The sequence below is a fragment of the Nocardia sp. NPDC019395 genome (assembly GCF_040632335.1).
GTDB lineage: Bacteria > Actinomycetota > Actinomycetes > Mycobacteriales > Mycobacteriaceae > Nocardia.
In genome coordinates, this window is the sequence record NZ_JBEYBT010000003.1 from 166,939 (window position 1) to 188,906 (window position 21,968).

Here is a 21,968-nt window from a genome sequence, read left to right on the forward strand (position 1 = left end):
ATCTGTACGAGCGATTGGCCCCGGCGGTGGCCGTCTCGCCGGCTGCGGCGGCGGGCACCACATCCGACGACATCGCCCATCTGGCGGCGATGGTCGATCGGGTCCTGGCCGGGGCGGGAGATGACGATGCCACGGTCACCGCGCTGCTCGGTATCGGCGACCAGCTTCGGTCCCACCTCGGCGGGAGGTGGCGCGGCGATGAGGACGAATACGCCGACCTCGCCACGCATTCCCCCGACGAGCTGTTCGATCTGATTGATGAGGAGTTCGGTCGCTCATGAGCAACGAGGAAAAGCTCACCCGGTATCTGCGCAAAGTCACCGGGGATCTGCGGACCGCCAACAAGCGCATCCAGGAATTGGAAGAGGGCGCGCGCGAGCCGATCGCGATCGTCGGGATGAGCTGCCGCTTTCCCGGCGGGGTGGAATCGCCAGCGCAGTTGTGGGACTTGGTGGCCTCCGGGGCCGATGCGGTCGGCGGCTTTCCCGTCGACCGCGGGTGGGAACTGGAAACGCTCTTCGACCCCGATCCCGGTGTGCCCGGCACGATTTACACGCGCGAGGGCGGGTTCATCCATTCGGCGCCCGAATTCGATGCGGGTTTCTTCGGAATCGGCCCGCGCGAGGCCGCGTCGATGGATCCGCAACAACGCCTGATGCTGGAGGCTTCCTGGGAAGCCCTCGAGGATGCGGGAATCGACCCGAAGTCGTTGCGAGGCAGCGATACCGGCGTCTTCGCGGGTGTCTTCCACCAGAACTACGGTCCTCGTATCGGCTCCCCGGCGCTGACGGCGGAGGCCGAAGGGCATGCCGTTCTGGGCGTGTCGAGCTGTGTGCTGTCCGGCCGGGTCTCTTACCAGTTCGGATTCAAGGGCCCCACGTTGTCCGTGGACACCGCGTGCTCGTCGTCGCTGGTGGCGTTGCATCTGGCCTGCCAGGCGCTGCGGCGAGGCGAGACATCGCTGGCTCTGGTGAGTGGTGTGACCGTGATGTCGGACCCGTCCCATCTGATCGGCTTCGCGCGTCAGCAAGCATTGTCGGCGGATGCGCGGTGCAAGGCGTTCGCGGCGGCCGCGGACGGGACCGGCCTGTCCGAGGGGCTCGGGATCCTGGTCGTCGAACGGCTCTCGGACGCACGGCGATTGGGACACGACGTGCTCGCCCTGGTGCGCGGGACGGCGATCAACCAGGACGGTGCGAGCAAGGGACTGACCGCGCCGAACGGTCCGGCGCAGGAACGGGTGATCGCGGCGGCGCTGGCGAATGCGGGGCTCGCATCGTCGGATGTGGACGTGGTGGAGGCGCACGGGACGGGCACCAAGCTCGGTGATCCGATCGAGGCGGGTGCGCTGATGTCGGTCTACGGTGCGCGGGGTGAGCGCGGGCCGTTGCGGCTGGGTTCGCTCAAGTCGAATATCGGTCACACCAATGCCGCCGCGGGTGTCGCCGGTGTGATCAAGATGGTCGAGGCGATGCGCCACGGTGTGCTGCCGAAGACGTTGCATGTGGATGCGCCCACGCCGCACGTGGATTGGTCGACGGGCACGATGCGGTTGCTGACCGAGGCCGAGTCGTGGCCCGCGGGTGGTCAGGTGCGGCGTGCGGGTGTGTCGTCGTTCGGAATCAGCGGCACCAACGCACACGTGATTCTCGAGGAAGCCCCTGCCGACCCGGAGGCCGCCGAGTCGGCAGGCGAATCCGAGCAGGTCGTCGCGGCCGAGCCCGTCGCGTCGGATTTCGTCGCGCTGATGATCTCGGCCAAATCCGAGGCGGCGCTGCGGACCCAGGCGATCCGGCTGCGGCAGTGGTTGCTCGACGATCCGGATGCGGATGTGTGGGATGTGGCGCATTCCCTCGCGACCTCCCGGGCGCTGTGGGACCGGCGCGGTGTGGTGGTGGGGCGTGACCGCGACGAACTGCTCACCGGGCTGGCCGATATCGCGGCCGGGTCACCGGGCGCGATCGAAGGCCGCACGGGTGCGGGCACCACCGCGTTCCTGTTCACCGGGCAGGGCGCTCAGCGTGCGGGCATGGGCAAGAGCCTGTACGCGGCCTTTCCGGTGTTCGCGGCGGCGTTGGACGAGGTGTGCGCACAGTTCGACCGCTCGTCGGGGCGGCGGCTGAAAGACCTGATGTTCGGCGACTCCGCCGAGGTGCTGGCCCGCACCGAATACACCCAGCCGGCGTTGTTCGCCTTCGAGGTGGCGATGTTCCGGCTGCTCGAATCCTTCGGTATCGCCCCGGATGTGCTGCTCGGGCACTCCGTCGGTGAACTGGTTGCCGCGTATGTGGCCGGCGTGTGGTCGTTGGAGGACGCCTGCGCCCTGGTCGCCGCGCGCGGCCGGTTGATGGGCGCGTTGCCCGCGGGTGGCGCGATGCTGGCTGTCGCCGTAGGGGAGGAGCGGGCCGCCGAACTGATCGCCGAGCACGACGGAAGAGTCTCGATCGCGGCCGTGAACGCCCCCTCCTCGGCGGTGTTGTCCGGGGAGTCGGAGGCGATCGAAGAAATCGAGTCCGCGTTGTCGGGTACCGGCGTCAGGACCAGCCGGCTCGACGTTTCCCACGCCTTCCACTCGGCACTGATGGAGCCGATGCTGGACGACTTCCGTTTGGTGGCAACGAGTATCGCATACCGATCGCCGCGGATCGCGATCGTGTCGAACGAAACCGGAGAGCTCGCCGGGGACGCGGTGACCGATCCGGAGTATTGGGTTCGGCAGGTGCGGGGGTGTGTGCGGTTCGCTCCGGGAGTGGACACGCTCGTCTCGGCGGGTGCGCGGCGATTCGTGGAGGTGGGCCCGGATGCGGTGCTGGCGGCGATGACGCGTGCGACCGTGGCCGACAACATCGAGGTCGAATCGGTGTCACGGATCGTGGCGGCAGCGCGTCGATCCGTCGATGAAGTGTCGCAATTCGTCACCGCACTGGCACAGGTCCACGTCGCGGGTGTGCGGGTGGAATGGGCATCGCTGTTCACGGGGCGAGCGGTGCGGCGGGTCGCTCTGCCGACCTACGGATTTCAGCGTCGCAGGTTCTGGTGGCAGCCCAGTGCTGATGCGCCGTCGGCGGCGGATCATCCGACCATGACCGGTGTGGTCGGCGTGGCCGGGACCGACGAGTGGTTGTTCAGCGGCCGGTTCTCGGTGCGTACCCATCCGTGGATCAGCGATCACACGGCCCACGGTGTCGTGGTGGTTCCGGGCGTGTTGCTGCTCGAATTCCTGCTCGCCGCGGGCGCGCGCATCGACTGCGAAGTGGTCGAGGAGATCATCGTGCAGGCCCCGATCCGGCCCGGTGACGACGAGATCGAAGTGCAGGCCCTGGTCGCGGCCGCGGACGAGTCCGGGCGGCGTTCGTTCGAATTCTTCCACCGCAGGCGGTTCGGAGCCGAATGGGTGCGGAATGCCACCGGTTTTCTCGCGCCGCGATGGAATAGTGACTCGGACTCGATATCCCGGCTCGGTGAGCAGGCGTGGCCACCGGCCGATGCCGAACTCGTCGATGTCGACCGGGTGACACTTGCCGAGCGGATCGCGGAAGACACCGGGTTGCGATACGGTCCTGCGTTCATCGGCGTGGACGCCGTGTGGCAGCGTGGTGACACCGTCTATTCCGAGGCCGTGCTGAATACCGAGACGGTATCGGAATCCGGTCGTTACGAAGTCCATCCGGCGTTGTTGGAGCTGGTGATGCATGCCGGACTCGCACAGTCGATCTTCCGTTTCACCGAGTCCGATCCGAATACCGGCTGGTTGCTGTTCCGTTGGGGCGGTGCGCGTTTGCACCGGCCGCTGCCCGCGGACGTGACGGCCCTGCGGATCATTTCGGAGAAGACCGGCGCGGATACGGTGTCGGTCGCGGCGGTCGATCCGGCGGGCAGGCCGATCGTATCGGTGGATTCGGTGCTGCTGCGTCCGTATGACGTCGGGGAGTTCCGGCGCGGTCTCTCCGAGGAGCAGGACGCTGGTCTGTACCGGGTGGGCTGGGAGCCCACGGCCCCGGCTCCGATCATCGGCCCGTCGCCGGCGCCGGCCGCCCTCGCGGACACGGTGGTGGCGGGGATCGCGACATTACACCCGTCCGTTGCCGATATAGCTGCCGCGGAACATATGCCGGACGTCGTCGTCTGGCGTCCGGCGGGCACCGGGGAGGCCGTCGACGATCCGGGTGTGGTGCGGGCGAGGGTGCACAGCACATTGGCAGTGCTGGCGGCATGGCTCGCCGAAGAACGCCTGTCGGATTCCTCGTTGGTGGTGGTCACTACGGGTGGCGCCGCTGTATCCGGCGAGGATGCGGTTGTGGATGTGGCAGCCGCGGCGGTGTGGGGTTTGGTCCGCACCGCACAGACGGAGAATCCGGGCCGCTTCATACTCCTCGACGAAGATCCGGCCGACGCGGTGGACGCCGATCGGATCGCCGCGGTGCTGGCTTCGGGGGAGTCGCAGGCCGCGCTGCGGGACAACGGGATTCTGGTTCCGCGGCTGACCCGAACCGGCATCGATGTTCCGGAAGACCTCCCCGTGTCGCCGTTGTCGGGCGCGGGGACGGTGCTGATCACCGGTGGTACCGGCGGTCTGGGCGCGGACTTCGCCCGGCACCTGGTCGCCGAGCACGGTGTGCGCAGGCTCGCGCTGACCTCGAGGCGCGGCCCGCAGGCGCCGGGCGCGGAGGAGTTGGTCGCCGAATTGGCGCGGTCCGGCGCCGATGCGCGCGTCGTGGCCTGCGATGTCACCGATCGTGACGCGGTGCGAAACCTGTTGGACGCCTTGAACGCCCAGGGTGGGGTAACCGCCGTGGTGCATATGGCGGGGGTCGTCGACGACGGCACCCTCCCGTCGCTGACCGCGGAGCAGGTGGATCGGGTGCTGGCGCCGAAGATCGACGGTGCGTGGTATCTGGACGAGTGGACGCGCGACCGTGAGCTTTCGGCATTCGTGGTGTTCTCCTCGATCGCGGGAGTGCTGGGCTCGGCGGGGCAGGCCAATTACGCTGCGGCGAACGGATTCCTGGATGGTCTGGTCCGCGCGCGTCGAGCGGCGGGATTGCCCGCCGTATCACTGGCGTGGGGACCGTGGAGCTCCGGCAGCGGGATGGCCGCAGAGGCAGACGGCGCGGCGTTGGCGAGGTTGGGCCGGTGGGGCCTCGGACAACTCGAGAATGCCGACGGCATACGTCTTTTCGATGCCGCCCTCGCGGTCGCGAGTGACGATGGGCTGCTGGCCCCGATGCGGTTCGACCCGACTGTGTTGCGGCGCGTCTCGGATCCCGTGGGAACCCCCGCGGTGCTGAGCGGGTTCGTACGGCGTCAGCCGGCGGCCGCGAGGCGACCCGAGTCGAATTTCGCGGCGGGTCCACTGGGTGAGCGGTTGGCCCAGGTGCCGCAGGCACAGCGCGGCGATGTGGTGCTGGAGATGGTGCTGGGACAGGCCGCGGCCGTGCTGGGACACGATTCGGCAGCCGATATCCGGCCCGATCAACCGTTCGACGAGATCGGTTTCGATTCGCTGGGCGCGGTGGAGTTCCGCAACAGGTTGGCCGAGGTCATGGGGTTGCGGTTGCCCTCGACCCTGGTGTTCGATCATCCGACTCCCGCCGCGGTGGCGAAACTCGTGCTGTCGAAGCACGAGCCGAAGACGACGGGTGCGCCGGGCAAGAAGGCCGCACGTCGGGCACCGGCGGATGAGCCGATCGCGATCGTGGGCATGGGGTGCCGGTTCCCCGGCGGGGTGAAATCGCCGGACGAGTTGTGGGAGCTGGTGGCCTCGGGGGGCGACGCGACCAGCGCGTATCCATCGGACCGTGGCTGGGATCTGGAGCGGCTGTTCGACGATGATCCGGACAAACCCGGCACCGTATACGCCCGCCGCGCCGGATTCCTCGACGATGCGGCCGATTTCGACGCGGGATTCTTCGGGATCGGCCCGCGGGAAGCGACGGCCATGGACCCGCAGCAGCGGCAGTTGCTCGAGGCATCGTGGGAGGCCCTGGAGGACGCGGGGATCGATCCGGTGTCGCTGCGTGGTACCGATGCCGGGGTTTTCGTGGGTGCGTGCTTCTCGGGTTATTTCAACCGGGTGACCCCCGAGTTCGAGGGTTACCGGCTCACCGGCGCCCAGGGCAGCGTGATCTCGGGCCGGCTGTCGTATGTGTTCGGTCTGGAAGGACCGTCGGTCACCGTGGATACGGCGTGTTCGTCGTCGTTGGTGTCACTGCATCTGGCCTGTCAGGCGCTGCGGCAGGGTGAGGCATCGCTGGCCTTGTCGGGTGGGGTGACGATTTACGCCGATCCCTATCTCTCCGTCGACTTCGCGCGGCAGCGTGGGCTGTCGCCGGACGGACGATGCAAATCGTTTTCCGCCGCGGCCGACGGTGTCGCGTTTTCCGAGGGCGTCGGAATGCTGGTGCTGGAGCGGTTGTCGGATGCCCGCCGGCTGGGCCACGACGTTCTTGCCGTGGTGCGGGGGACTGCGATCAACCAGGACGGCGCGTCGAACGGCCTGTCCGCGCCGAATGGTCCGTCACAGGAGCGGGTGATCGCGGCGGCCCTGGCCAACGCCGGGTTGCGGCCCGCCGACATCGACGCGGTGGAGGCGCACGGCACCGGGACGACACTGGGTGATCCGATGGAGGCGCAGGCATTGATCGCCGCCTATGGCCGGGACCGGCCGGGAGCGCCGCTGCGGATCGGCTCGCTGAAGTCGAATATCGGGCACACCTCGGCCGCCGCGGGCGTAGCCGGAGTGATCAAGATGGTGCAGTCGTTGCGGAACGAGACGCTGCCCAAGACGTTGCACGTGGATGTGCCCAGCCCGCATGTGGATTGGTCGGCCGGCGATGTGGAGTTGCTGACCGAGCCGCGTCGGTGGCAGCACAACGGCCGGGTTCGACGCGCGGGAGTGTCATCGTTCGGTGTCAGCGGAACCAATGCGCATGTGATCCTGGAGGAAGCGCCACGACAACGAATTCAATCGGCACCCAACAGAACTTCGTCGGCGCTCCCGTTGCCATTGCTGGTGTCGGCCAAATCCGAGGCGGGGTTGCGGGCGCAGGCGGATCGGCTCCTGAACTGGATGGTGACCGGACCCGAACGAGAGATCGCCGATGTCGCCTACTCCCTGACCGCCTTCCGCTCCCATATGGAATTCCGGGGCGCGGTCGTCGGTGCCGAGCGCGACGCGATCCTGTCCGGTCTGGCAGATCTGGCGGCGGGGAAGGTGTCTTCCGGTGTGGTCGAGGGTGTCGCGGCGGCGGGGAAGACGGCGTTGCTGTTCACGGGGCAGGGCGCGCAGCGTGCCGGGATGGGGAAGGACCTCTATGCGGCATTCCCGGTGTTCGCGCAGGTTCTGGACGAGGTGTGTGCACAGTTCGACGCGGTTCTGACATCAGATCCGGAAGCGGATTCCGCACCCGGTCTGCTCGCGGTGATGTTCGACGACACCGAGGGGCTACTGCACCGCACCGAATTCACCCAGCCCGCGCTGTTCGCGTTCGAGGTGGCGCTGTCGCGGTTGCTGGAATCGTTCGGTATCGCCGCGGACATGCTCATCGGGCACTCGATCGGTGAGCTGGCCGCCGCGTATGTGGCGGGGGTGTGGTCGCTGCCGGACGCCTGCCGTCTGGTCGCCGCCCGCGGGCGGTTGATGGGAGCTCTGCCCGAGGGCGGAGCGATGCTTGCAGTGGCCATCACGGAGGCCGACGCGACGGATATCGTCGCGGAATACGGCAGCAGGGTCTCGATCGCGGCGGTCAACGGGCCGTCGTCGGTGGTGCTGTCCGGAGACGTGGATGTCATCGACGCGATCGAGCGTGTGCTCACCGGACGCGGACGAAAGACCAACCGGTTGCGGGTGAGCCACGCATTCCATTCGGCGCGAATGGATCCCGTGCTCGCCGAGTTCCGGCTGGTGGCCGATAGCGTGACCTATCACCCGCCGAAGATCCCGATCGTGTCGAATATCAGCGGCGTCGTGGCCGGTGCCGAGGTGACCGATCCGGGTTACTGGGTCGAGCAGGTGCGCGGTTGTGTGCGGTTCGCGCCCGGGATCGCCACCGTGGCCGAGGCCGGGGTGCGGCGGTTCGTGGAGATCGGGCCGGATGCCGTGTTGTCCGCGATGGCCCGGCAATGTCTGGCCGAGATTCCGGATGTGGAGGCCGCGTCGACGGTGGTCCCGGTTGCCCGTCGTTCGGCCGACGAGGCCGCGCAGTTCGTGTCCGCGCTGGCACAAGCGCATGTGTCAGGTGCCGGTGTGGATTGGACGTCGCTGTACGCGGATCGCCCGGTGTCGCGGGTTTCGTTGCCCACCTACGCGTTCCAGCATCGGCGGTACTGGCTGCAACCGGTTGCCGGCGGGGCGTCGCCGGGAGTATCCGGGCACCCGGTGCTGACCGGCGTGACGCAGGTCGCGGGCAAGGACGAATGGATGCTCACCGGCCGGCTCTCGCGCCGGACCCATCCGTGGCTCGCGGATCACGTGAGCTACGGCGCGATGGTCGTGTCGAGCACGACACTGGTGGAGATGTTGTGTGCGGCGGGACCACGGTTCGGCTGCGCGGGGGTGGACGAGCTCACGCTGGAGGCACCCATCTTCCCGCCGGAGGACGGTGCCGACATCGATCTGCAGGTGCTTGTCGACCATGCGGACGATACGGGTCGCAGACACTGCACGGTGCACTACCGGGTGGGTGACGGCGAGTGGGTACGAAACGCCAGCGGCATTCTCACCGGTGACCGGCCGACGGTCGAGCCGCTGCTGGAGCGGCTTCGGGCGCAGCCGTGGCCGCCTTCGGACGCGGACCCGATCGACCCGGAATGGGTACCCGCGCATATCGAAGCCGTATCGGGGCTCGAATACGGTCCCTCCTTCCGCGGCATCGAACGCGCCTGGCAGCGTGGCGACGCCGTGTTCAGCGAGGTTGCGCTGGATCCGGCCGTCGACTCGGACGGTTTCCTGCTGCATCCGGGCCTGATCGACGTCATCGCGCATGCGGGTATGGCCCGTCTGGTGTGGCCGGAGCCCAGCTCCGACCCGAGCCGCGGCATGCTGCTGTTCCGGTGGGGCGGCATCCGATTCCACGATGTCCGCAGGCCCGGTCCGTTGCGGGTGATCGCCGTGGCGAAAGGCGAGGACGTTCTCGCCGTGGCCGCGGTGGACGGCGACGGCAACCCGGTGGTCTCCTTCGACGAGATCGTCATGCGGCCCTATGACGTCACCCAGTTCCGCCGCCCGCTCGCGGGTGACGCCGGAGTGTACGAAATGGAATGGACGGAGGCTCCCCCCGCGCCCGGCGTGCCGGTGACCGACGAGGTTGTCGCACTGGGGCCGGCCTCGATTGCCGGGGTGCGGGACCACTATCCGGATCTCGACAGCCTGGTATCGGATCGTGCGATGCCCGCTGTGCTGGTGTGGTCGGACGCGGCTGCGCGAAACGACGATGTCACCATTGCCGCGCATGAGCGGGCCCGGTCGGCACTACAGCTGCTGCGGGGATGGCTGGACAAGGATCCGTCGCAGCGGTCGCGCTTGGTGGTGGTCACCCACAACGGTCTCGGACTGCCCGGCGAGACACCGGACCTCGAGGCGGCCACGGTGGCGGGCCTGGTGCGCAGTGCGCAGTCCGAGTATCCCGGCCGGATCGTCCTGCTCGACCGGCAGTCCACGTCCACCCCGCTGTCGGCCGGCACCGTGTTGTCGGCGCTGGCGGCCGACGAACCGCAGGTGGCTGTGCGGGCAGACACGATGCTGGTGCCGCGGCTGCGGCGATCGGAGGTGATCGCCGGCGTACGACCGGCATTCGGCGCCGGCACCGTGCTGATCACCGGGGGCACCGGCGGGCTGGGCGCGATGGTCGCGCGTCACCTGGTTGCCGAGCACGGCGTACGGCATCTGCTCCTGGTGTCCCGCCGTGGCGATCGGGCGACAGGCGCGACGGAATTGGCATCCGAACTGCGCGAGCTCGGGGCGACCGCGCGCATCGCGGCCTGCGACGTCGCGGACCGGTCCGCGTTGCGGGCACTGCTCGAATCGATACCGGCCGAACATCCGTTGACGGCCGTGGTGCATGCCGCGGGTGTGCTCGACGATGCGACGATCGCGACGCTCACCGTCGAGCAACTGGACCGCGTGCTCGCGCCGAAGGCCGACGCGGCATGGAACCTGCACGAGTCGACGCGGAACGCTGATCTCTCCGCCTTCGTACTGTTCTCGTCGATGGCCGCCGTCATCGGCGCCGCGGGGCAGGCCAATTACGTGGCTGCCAACAGCTTCTTGGACGCGCTTGCCGCACGGCGACGCGCCGACGGGCTGCCCGCGGTGGCCCTCGCCTGGGGGGTATGGGAGCCCACCGCGGCCGGATCGGGCGGTATGGGCGGCACCCTGGATCACGTGGGTGCCGCACGCATGGCCCGCCTCGGCGTGCATCCGCTGGCGCCCGCGGACGGTCTTCGGCTGTTCGATACCGCCGTGGGCATCGGATCGACCTCGGCGGGCGTGTCCGCGCTCATGCCGTTCCGTCTCGACGTCAACGCTCTTCGGCGGGAGGCGCATATCGCAACGATCCCCTCGGTCCTGCGAAAGATCGCCCTGCCTTCTCGGCCCGCCGCCGCGGCGGGTGGATCATCACAGGGTTTCGTACTGGACCGGGTACCCGAGGACAAGCGCGATCGCGCGGTTCTGGACCTCGTCCTCGAGCAGGCTGCCGCGGTCCTGGGGCATTCATCGCCGGGAGATATCCGGGCCGACAGGGGATTCGATGAACTCGGATTCGATTCGCTGGCCGGTGTGGATATGCGCAACCGGCTGTCGAAGTCCACCGGCTTGCAATTGTCCTCGACGATGGTGTTCGACTACCCGACCCCGGTCGAGCTGTCCCGATATCTGCGCGAACAGCTGATCTCGGCATCACCCCCGGCCCCACCGGCCGCCGCTTCCGCACCCGTCGATATCGCCCGGTTGGAGGCGATGGTCGAACAGGCCCTCGTCGCGGCCGGTGACGACCCCGCTGCCGCTACCGCACTGCTCGGTATCGGCGACCGTCTCCGGTCGCACTTCGGCGATCGATGGCAGGACGAGGAATACGACGACGACCTTGCCGAGCATTCCGGCAGCGAATTATTGGACCTGCTTGACGAGGAGTTCGGTCGACCATGAGCAATGAGGAACGACTCACCCAGTCGCTGCGGAAATTCGCCAGGGATCTGCGCGCCGCCAACAAGCGCATCCAGGACTTGGAGGAGCGCGCGCGCGAGCCGATCGCGATCGTCGGGATGAGCTGCCGCTATCCCGGCGGTGTGGAATCGCCCGCGCAACTGTGGGACCTGGTGGCCTCCGGCGGCGACGCCATCGGCGAATTCCCGACCGACCGGGGCTGGGACCTGGACAACCTCTACAACGCGGACCCGGACGTCCCCGGCACGACCAATACCCGTCAAGGTGGATTCCTGTATTCGGCAGGCGATTTCGACGCGGGTTTCTTCGGGATCGGCCCGCGGGAAGCCGCGATGATGGACCCCCAGCAGCGCCTGGCGCTGGAGGCATCCTGGGAAGCTCTCGAGTACGCGGGCATCGACCCGATGTCGCTGCGCGGCAGCGATACCGGCGTCTTCACCGGCGTATTCCACCAGTACTACGGACCTCGGGTCGGCGACCCGGCACTGAGCGCCGAAGCGGAAGGCCATGCCTACCTCGGTGCGGGCAACTCCGTGGTATCCGGCCGGGTTGCTTACACCTTAGGCTTCAAGGGGCCCACGATGTCGATCGACACCGTGTGCTCGTCGTCGCTGGTGGCACTGCATCTCGCGTGCCAGGCGCTGCGCAACGGAGAAACGTCGCTGGCCCTGGCGGGCGGCGTCACGGTGATGTCGGATCCGTCCCATCTGATCGCATTCGCCCGCCAGCACGGGCTCGCCACCGATGCCCGATGCAAGGCATTCGCGGCGGCCGCGGACGGGACCGGATTCTCCGAGGGCATCGGCATGCTGGTCGTCGAACGCCTTTCGGATGCGCAACGCCTGGGACACAACATCTTGGCGGTCATTCGCGGCAGCGCGCTCAATCAGGACGGCGCGAGCAAGGGGCTGACCGCACCCAACGGTCCCTCGCAAGAGCGAGTGATCGCACAGGCATTGGCCGATGCCGGATTGGAACCCGGCGACATCGACGCGGTGGAGGCGCACGGGACCGGCACGATGCTCGGGGATCCGATCGAAGCGCACGCGCTGATCGGCGTCTACGGCGCGCGGCGTGAGCACGGGCCGTTGTATGTGGGTTCACTCAAGTCGAATATCGGTCACACGTCCGCCGCGGCGGGGGTGGGCGGTGTGATCAAGATGGTTCAGGCGATGCGGCACGAGATGTTGCCGATGACACTGCACGTGGATTCACCTACGCCGCACGTGGATTGGTCGGCCGGCACCGTGCGCCTGCTCACCGAGGCCCAGCCGTGGCCCGTGGGTGAGCGGGTGCGCCGTGCGGGTGTCTCGTCCTTCGGGGCCAGCGGCACCAACGCACACGTGATCGTCGAGGAGGCTCCCGCCGAACCGGTCGCCGGGGCTGCTCCGGAACCGGAAGCGGCCGAGTCGATGACGCCGAAGACGAACTCCGATGTCGTCGCGTGGCTCCTGTCGGCGAAGTCGGAACCCGGCCTGCGCGCGCAGGCGGCTCGGCTGCGGCAGTGGTTGATCGATGACCCCGGCGCGGATGTATGGGATGTGGCCCATTCGCTGATCACGTCGCGGGCGCTGCTGGACCGGCGCGCGGCGATCGTGGGCCGTGACCGGGCGGAACTGCTGGCGGGACTTGCGGCCCTCGCCGATGGTGCCTCGTCGGAGAGTGTGGTCGACGGCGTGGTGAGCACGGGACGCACGGCGTTCCTGTTCACCGGCCAGGGCGCGCAGCAACCCGGAATGGGTCGGCAACTGTACGCGGCGTTCCCCGTGTTCGCGGCGGCGCTGGACGAGGTATGCGCGGAATTCGACCCATTGCTGGGTCGGGCGCTGAAGGACGTGATGTTCGCCGCCGACGGCGATGCCGATGCGACCCTGTTGAATCGGACGGAATTCACCCAGCCCGCGTTGTTCGCGTTCGAGGTGGCGGCCTACCGGCTGGTCGAATCGTTCGGTGTGACACCGGATGTGCTGCTGGGTCACTCCATCGGCGAGCTGGTGGCGGCGTATGTGGCGGGGGTGTGGTCGCTGGCGGACGCGTGTGCGCTGGTGGCGGCCCGGGGACGGCTGATGGGTGCCCTGCCCGGCGGCGGTGCGATGCTGGCGGCGGCGGTCACCGAAGACGAGGCGATCGAGCTGGTAGCCGGATACGCCGATCGGCTGTCGGTGGCCGCGGTGAACGGACCGGTGGCTGTGGTGCTGTCCGGCGACACGGAGGCGGTCGACGACGTCGAGCGGCTGCTCGCCGAGCGGGGTCGCAAGACCAGCCGGCTGCGGGTCGGTCACGCCTTCCATTCCGCGCGGATGGATCCGATGCTCGACGAATTCCACTCGGTGGCAGCGGGAGTGACCTATCACCAGCCGGCCGTTCCGGTGGTGTCGAACGTGACCGGCACTGTGGTGGACCGGGAACTGACCGATCCGCAGTATTGGGTGCGCCAGGTCCGTGCGGCTGTGCGGTTCGAGCCCGGTGTGCGCGCACTGGTCGCGACCGGGGCCCGGCGGTTCCTGGAGTTGGGCCCGGACGCCGTCCTGGCCGCGATGACACGGCAATGCCTTGCCGAGGAATCCGCGACCGAGCGGAACGTGGTGGCCGCTGCCGCCCGGCGTGGTTGTGCGGAAGTCGCGCAGTTCACCACATTCCTGGGCGCCGCGCATGCCGCGGGGCTGGAAGTGGACTGGAGCCCGCTGTTCGCGGGCCGCAGTTCACACCGAATTGGCTTGCCGACCTACGCATTCCAGCATCAGCGCCATTGGCTGGCTCCCACCGCCGTGCGCGGCGATGTCGGCCGTGCCGGTGTGACGGTAGTCGACCACCCGATGCTCGGCGGGTCGATCGTGGTGGCGGGCAGGGACGAATGGCTGTTCACCGGCCGGCTGTCGCTGGCGTCGCATCCGTGGATCGCCGATCACACCGTTTTCGGCCAGATCCTGCTCCCGGGAACAGGGTTCGTGGAGCTGGCCCTGGCGGTCGGCGCTCGCCTCGGTGTCGAGGTCGTCGACGAGCTGGTGCTGGAAGCGCCGCTGCGGTTCGATGAGCGGACCGAGGTCGACGTGCAGATCGCGGTCGAAGAGCCCGATGACGAGGGACGCAGGCGATTCGTATTGGCGTCCCGGATCGTCGACGAACGGTCCGCGGGCGCGAGTGGAACCACCCATGCGCATGGCATTCTCGCCCCCGGCGGGGAGTTGGGCGATATGGCCTACCAGGTCGAGGACAACCCGGAGGACGACGAGATCCCCGGTGACGTTCTCTATGACGGGCTGGCCGCGCGCGGATTCGATTACGGCTCCGTATTCCAGGGGGTGCGCCGCGTCGGGCGCGATGGTGGTGATGTGGTCGCCGATGTGCGGCTGCCCGCCGAAGCCGGCGTGGACGGTGGCCGATTCGGTATCCATCCCGCGCTGCTGGACGCCGCGCTGCATGCCGGGGTACAGGAGCTGGCCGCGGATCTGCCGTCCGGACAGGTGCCACTGCCGTTCTCGTTCGGCGGCGTGCGGTTGCATCGCCCGGGAGCGACCGCCGTACAGGTGCGCATCCGGCGCGCCGGTGACAATATGCGGCTGGAACTGGGTGACGACACCGGCGCTGCGGTGCTGACCGTCGAGTCGCTGCGGGCGCGCCCGGTGAACAGCCAGGCGCTGCGCGGTGATCGATCGATCGCCGACCGCGGGCTCTACGACGTGCGATGGAGTCAAGTCGGCCGGGTCGACGCGTCCCACGAAGTGGACGGCCTGCTGATCGCCGCGGTGGCCGCGCCCGGATTCGCACGGACCTACCCGGACCTGGCTGCCGAACCCGACGACACCACCGGCGACGCTCCGGATGTGCTGGTGTGGTTCGCCGACGGCCACGATCGCCGCGCTGTGGACGGCGAGGTCGGTTCCCGGACGGCGGCCGTCGTGCGCGATCGCGTGCACGCGGTCCTGACTTCGGTGCGATCCTGGTTGCGCCTGCCCACCGCCGACGCCCGACTGGTGGTGGTGACGCGCGATGGTGCGGGGTTGCCCGGCGAAGAACCCGATTTGGCCGCCGCGGCCGTCTGGGGTCTGCTGCGGAGCGCGCAGTCGGAGAATCCCGGCCGGATTTTGTTGCTGGACGTCGACGGTGACAGCGCGGTGACCCCGGAGCTGATCTCGGCGGCCGTGGCCACCGACGAGAAGCAATTGGCGGTGCGCGCGGGTGCGCTGCTGGCGCCCCGGCTGATTCGCCGCGACGCGGCTGCCGCGCGGACCATCGATCTCGGCCCGGGCGCGGTGCTGATCACCGGTGGTACCGGGGGGCTGGGCGCGCTGGTGGCGCGACATCTGGCCGGCAGGCACGGGGTACGCGAACTCGTGCTGGTATCTCGGCGCGGCGAGCGGGCGGAGGGCGTCGCCGAACTGGTGGCCGAACTGGCCGAACTCGGGGCTCGAACCCGGGTGGCGGCCTGTGATGTGAGCGATCGCGCCGCTGTGGCGGCGCTGCTCGGCGATATCTCCGACGGCCCCGCGTTGACCGCGGTCATCCACGCCGCCGGCGTGCTGGCCGACGGCACCGTCGACACACTCACCGCCGAGCAGGTCGACCGCGTGCTGGCACCGAAAGTCGACGCGGCACTGCATCTGCACGAGCTCACCTCCGATCTGTCGGCGTTCGTCCTGTTCTCCTCCGTTGCCGCGGTAGTCGGATCGCCCGGACAAGGCAACTACGCGGCGGCCAATTCGGTGCTGGACGCATTGGCACTCCGCCGCGCCAATGCGGGCCTGCCCGCGGTGTCGGTGGCCTGGGGGCCATGGGGCGGGCGCAGTGGAATGGCCGCCGAGCTGGGCGACGCGGACCTGGAGCGGTTGTCGCGCATGGGTTCTCGCCCGCTCGCCGAATCCGACGGTCTCGAGTTGTTCGATCTGGCCGGTGGCGCCGGTGCTCCGTTCGTCGCCGCGGTCGATCTGGACACGGCGGCGTTGGCTGTCGCGGCCGGGGCGGGACTGCTGCCCTCGATGCTGCGGTCGCTGGTGCCGTCCGCGCGCCGCGCGACCGGGGGCGGGGACCTGGTGCGGCGGCTGGCTTCGCTGGCACCGGATGCTCGCGACGCGGCTGTGCTCGAATTCGTCCGTGGCCAGGTCGCCGCGGTGCTGGGATATGCCGCCGGTGATCTCGTCGATATCGAGAAACCGTTCAGTGCGATGGGTTTCGATTCACTGGGTGCCGTGGAGTTCCGCAACCGGCTCACCACGACAACCGGCCTGCGGTTGCCGTCCACCCTCGTCTTCGACCACCCCACCACCCGGGCGGTGGCCACCTTCATCGGGTCCCGGATGGGCGATTCGGCGACGCCGAAGCAGCAGAAGTCCACGCGCCGGGTGCGAGCCGACGAGCCGATCGCGATCGTCGGAATGGCATGCCGCTATCCCGGCGGCGTCGAATCCGCGGATGATCTGTGGGATCTGGTGTCCTCCGGCGCGGACGCCATCAGCGAGTTTCCGTCGGATCGCGGGTGGGACACCGCCCGGCTGTTCCATCCGGACCCCGACCATCCCGGCACGTCCTACGCCCGCGAGGGCGGCTTCCTGATGAACGCGGCCGATTTCGACGCGGGCTTCTTCGGAATCGGCCCGCGTGAGGCGATCGCGATGGATCCTCAGCAGCGATTGCTGCTCGAGGTGTCGTGGGAGGCACTGGAACATGCGGGGATCGCCCCGACCACGTTGCGGGGCAGTGACACCGGCGTCTACACCGGCGTGATGTACCAGGACTACGACGCCCTGACCCGCCTGGGTGGGCCCGAAGTGGAGGGCTATGTCGCCACCGGCGCCGCGGGCAGTGTGGTGTCCGGGCGGGTGGCCTATTCGCTGGGGCTGGAAGGCCCGGCGATGACGGTGGATACTGCATGCTCGTCATCGCTGGTGGCACTGCATCTGGCGTGCCGGGCCCTGCGCCAGGGGGAAAGCTCCCTCGCGCTGGTGGGCGGTGCCACGGTGATGGCCACGCCGACGGTGTTCGTGGAGTTCTCCCGGCAGCGCGGTCTGGCTCCCGACGGCCGGTCCAAGGCGTTCTCGGCCGCCGCCGACGGTGTGGCCTGGTCGGAGGGCGCGGGCGTACTGGTGCTGGAACGCCTGTCGGACGCGCGGCGGCTGGGGCACAACATCCTCGCGGTGGTCCGTGGCAGCGCTGTCAATCAGGACGGCGCGAGCAATGGGCTGACAGCGCCGAACGGTCCCTCACAGGAGCGTGTGATCGCGGCCGCGCTGGCCGATGCCGGTGTGCGTCCGCAGGACGTGGACGTGGTGGAGGCGCACGGGACGGGGACGGCATTGGGCGACCCCATCGAGGCACAGGCATTGATCGCCGCCTACGGGCAGGAGCGGTCGGATCGGCCGCTGCGGATCGGCGCACTCAAGTCGAATATCGGCCATACACAGGCGGCCGCGGGGGTGGGCGGTGTGATCAAGATGGTGCAGGCGCTGCGCCATCAGGTGGTGCCGAAGACACTGCACGTGGACGCGTTGTCGCCGCACGTGGATTGGCCGGCCGGCTCGGTCCGGGTTCTGACCGAGCCCGAACCGTGGCCGACCGGCGACCGGGTACGGCGTGCGGGTGTCTCGTCGTTCGGGATCAGCGGTACCAACGCGCATGTCATTGTCGAGGAAGCGCCGGCTGTGCCGTCGTCGGCCGTAGTAACCGAGCGCGGCGACGAACCCGTTGTGCGTCTGAGCCACTCCGCCGCCGATGTTTCCGTGGTGCCGCTGATGTTGTCGGCGAAGTCGGAGCAGGCGCTGCGGGGACAGGCGGACCGGTTGCGGACATGGTTGGCCGATCGCCCGGACATCGATATGTGGTCGGTGGCACGCTCATTGGTGGAGACGCGCGCACGGCTCGACCGGAGAGGCGCCGTCGTCGGGCGCGACCGGGAGGAGTTGCTCGCGGGCCTGGCCGCGCTGGCAGCGGGTTCGCCGCTGCCGGGAGTGGTCGACGGCATCGCGAGTTCGGGGCGAACCGCGTTCCTGTTCACCGGTCAGGGTGCGCAGCGAACAGGGATGGGTTCGGGCCTGTATCAGGCATTTCCGGTGTTCGCGGCCGCGCTGGACGAGGTGTGCGCCGAGTTCGACAGCCGGCTCGGTCGGTCGCTGAAAGAGGTCATGTTCACCGATCCGGGGCAGATGCTGGATCGGACGGAGTTCACCCAACCGGCATTGTTCGCGTTCGAGGTGGCGATGTTCCGGTTGCTGGAATCGTTCGGCCTGTCGCCGGATGTTGTTGCGGGACATTCGATCGGTGAACTGGCGGCGGCGTACGTGGCGGGCGTGTGGTCGCTCGCGGACGCGTGCGCGCTGGTGGCGGCGCGGGGCCGGTTGATGGGTGCGTTGCCGGCCGGCGGGGCGATGCTGGCGGTAGCCGTGCCGGAAGACGAGGCGGTGCGCGTACTCGGCGAATTCGGCGATCACGTGTCGCTGGCGGCGGTGAACGGTCCGGAGTCGGTGGTCCTGTCGGGAGATGCGGAGGTGATCGGCGCGATCGCCCGGCGGCTGTCGGAAGAGGGTAAGAAGACCACGCGACTGCGGGTCTCGCATGCCTTCCATTCGGCGTTGATGGATCCCATGCTCGACGAATTCCGGGCTGTGGCACAGGGGTTGACGTATCGGGAGCCATTCTTGCCGATCGTGTCGAATGTGTCCGGGGCACCGGCGGGTTCGCAGATTTGCGATCCCGAGTACTGGGTCGCGCAGGTTCGGGCCTGCGTGCGATTCGCTCCCGGTGTGGACACCCTGGTCGGGGCCGGTGTGCGCAGATTCGTGGAGGTCGGTCCGGACGCCGTGCTGGTTGCGATGACTGCCGAGTGTCTGGCCGGGCATCCGCGAGGGGAGACGAAGTCGATGCTGGTGACGGCGTCGTCGCGTCGGACCATCGACGAGACGGTCGCGTTCGTCACCCTCCTCGCCCAGGCGCACGCGGCGGGGCTGGAGCCGGATATGCCGCTGGTGTTCGCCGGGCGTGGCACGGATCGGGTGGCATTGCCGACCTACGCGTTCCAGCGCCGGCGCTATTGGGTGCAGCCACCGGCAGGGGTCGTGACCGGAACGTTCGGGCATCCGCTGTTGGCGAATGCGGTACCGGTAGCCGGCAGGGACGAGTGGTTGTTCACCGGGCGGTTGTCGCTGCGGACGCATCCGTGGATCGCCGACCACGCGGTATTCGGTTCGGTGTTGTTGCCCGGGACGGCGTTCGCGGAGTTGGCGCTGAGCGCGGGTGCACGACTGCGGGTGGGCGTCATCGAGGAACTGCTACTCGAATCCCCACTGGTACTGGCCGACGGCATCGAGGTCGATTTACAGTTGAGCCTCGCCGCACCCGATGAGGAGGGACGGCGCGCCTTCGCGATCTACTCCCGCCCCGCCACCGAGGGGGACTCGGCCGCGGAGTATCCGTGGGTGCTGCACGCGAGGGGTGTGCTGACCGCTGCCGTCGGCGTCGCCCCGGGGTGGGACGAGCTGAGCTGGCCTCCGGCCGGTTCGGTGCCGTCGGGCGACGGGTCATTCTACGATCTGCTCGCGCGGCGTGGTTTCGAATACGGCCCGATATTCCAGGGTGTGACCGCGGTGTGGACTCGCGGCGAGCAGACCTTCGCCGAAGTTTCACTCGACGACTCGGTGAGCGGTTCGGCCGCGGCGTTCGCCATGCATCCGGCACTGCTCGACGCCTGTCTGCACGTGGCGATCGACAGCCTGTCCGACGGTCTGGCCGCCGGGCAGGTGCCGTTGCCGTTCTCGTTCGCGGGAGTGCGGGTGTGGCGTTCCGGTGCCGGGGCGGTGCGTGTGCGAGTGGTCCGCGACGACAGCGGGCAGATCGGAATGGTCGTCGTCGACGACACCGGTTCGATCGTGCTGAAGGTCGATGCCGTGACCGCGCGCCCGGTCGATGTCCGGGCCTTGACCGTGAGCTCGGCTCGCCGTGCGGCGCCACTGCACCTGCGATGGGTCCGCGCCGATCGGGCTGCTGCCACCACCACCAGCGTCATGGCTACAGTTGGGTCGACGAGGGTGTCCGGGATCGACCGGCATTTTCCTGACATCGCGGAATTGGCCGCGGCCGAGGAGATTCCGGATCTGGTCGTCTACTCGCTCGCCGACGGGGTCGCTACCGCGTCCTCCGGCGCACGTGCCGCCGAGGTGCGGGCTTCGGTTCACGCGGTCTGGACGATGCTGCGGTCGTGGTTGTCGAACGAGCGGCTGGCCGACGCTCGTCTGGTGGTGGTGACTCGCGGTGCGGCGGCCGTGGCGGACGAGCCGGTCGATGTGGCCGCCGCCGCGGTGGCAGGCATGGTCCGCACCGCACAGTCCGAACATCCCGGCCGGATCGCGCTACTCGATCACGACGGCATGATGGACGCCGATGTCGTGCGCGCTACGGTCGAATCGGATCGGGGACAGACAACGGTCCGCGACTCGCAGATGTTCGTACCGCGACTGTCCGGCGGTGCGGTCACCGACGAACCACAGTCGCTCGACCGGGGTGCGATGTTCGGGCACGGCACGGTATTGATCACCGGCGGCACCAGTGGTCTGGGTGCGGTCCTGGCCAGGCATCTGGTGGTGACGCACGGTGTCGAGCACCTGCTACTGGTGTCGCGCCGGGGTGAAGCAGCCCCGGGCGCCGCGGACCTGGTTGCCGAACTGACTGCCCTGGGAGCCGAAACGCGTGTTGCCGCATGCGATGTCGGGGATCGCGCCGATATCGCCGCGGTGCTCGATTCGATCGCGCCGGAACATCGATTGACGGCGGTGATTCATTCCGCGGGGGTGATCGACGATGCGACGCTCGAGAAACTGACCGCCGAGCAGATCGACCGGGTGCTCGTGCCCAAGGTCGACGGCGCCCTGCACCTGGACGAGCTGACCCGGGGCCACGATCTGTCGGCCTTCATCATGTTCTCCTCCGTCGCAGCGATATTCGGCGCACCCGGACAGGGCAACTACGCGGCGGCGAACTCGTTCCTCGACGGACTCGCGCATGCCCGCCGCGCGCAGGGGCTACCCGCGCTCTCGCTGGCGTGGGGACCGTGGAACCAAGACGTCGGCATGACCGGCGCGATGGACCGAGCCGCCGTGGCGCGGTGGGAACGACTGGGCATCGAGGTGCTCGGCAACGACAACGGGACCGCACTGTTCGACGCCGCGATCGCCTCGGACGAACCGGTGGCCGCCTGTGTCGAATTCGACAGGGCGGCACTGGCGGCGCATGCCGGGACCGGGCTGCTGCCCGAGGTACTGGAGAGCCTGGTACCCGCGCGAGCGCGTCGAGTGCCGGGCGGCAGCACCGGCCGGTTCGCCGCGCGGGTCGCCGCCGCGCCGGAGGAGCAGCGAGACGAGCTGATACTCGAATTCGTACGTGAACTCACCGCGGCGGTTCTGGGACATCCGTCCGCCGCGGCCATCGATCCCGAAATCCCGTTCAACGAACTGGGATTCGATTCGCTCGGGGGCGTCGAACTGCGAAACCGTCTCGCGGAGGAGACAGCGATGAAACTACCGTCGACCTTGGTGTTCGATTACCCGGCCGCCGCCGCGGTCGCGAAGCTGCTGAGTTCGCGATGGTCGGCCACATCGACCATATCGGCGGCCGACGAACAGATCGACTCGCTGCAGTCGCTGTTCGCGACCATGACGTCGGATCGGGAGAAGGAACGTCTGGCCGAGCGGATCCGCTCACTGCTGGCCGAAGCACTCCACGCCGGCGAATCCTCGCCCGGAAGTGATCGCGCCGCCGTCGAGTCGGCCAGTGCCGACGAACTCTTCGCACTCATCGACCAGCAGATTTCAACTCAGTGAGG

The 21,968-nt window shown here is 68.7% G+C and carries 3 protein-coding genes (1 of these 3 running past the window's edge); all 3 read left to right on the forward strand.

The genetic code is table 11. The annotated features are described in order from the left end of the window. Tightly spaced (each overlapping or abutting the next), the 3 genes in view from ABZ827_RS11800 to ABZ827_RS11810 form a layout consistent with a single transcriptional unit that may run on beyond the window. Positions 1-281: the 3' portion of an SDR family NAD(P)-dependent oxidoreductase gene (locus ABZ827_RS11800; RefSeq protein ID WP_357236131.1), read on the forward strand. 14,428 nt of this gene lie to the left of the window's left edge; 281 of the gene's 14,709 nt are visible here — the last part of the coding sequence; the start codon falls outside the window, past its left edge; the stop codon is at positions 279-281. Next, positions 278-11,146: an SDR family NAD(P)-dependent oxidoreductase gene (locus ABZ827_RS11805; protein ID WP_357236132.1), complete on the forward strand. Its 10,869-nt coding sequence runs from the start codon at positions 278-280 to the stop codon at positions 11,144-11,146. The genes ABZ827_RS11800 and ABZ827_RS11805 overlap by 4 nt, the downstream gene beginning before the upstream one ends. Beyond that, a complete protein-coding gene (locus ABZ827_RS11810; RefSeq protein ID WP_357236134.1) occupies positions 11,143-21,966 on the forward strand; it encodes a type I polyketide synthase in 10,824 nt (3,607 codons plus the stop codon). Before ABZ827_RS11805 ends, ABZ827_RS11810 begins: the two co-directional genes overlap by 4 nt. Positions 21,967-21,968 lie beyond the last annotated feature (2 nt).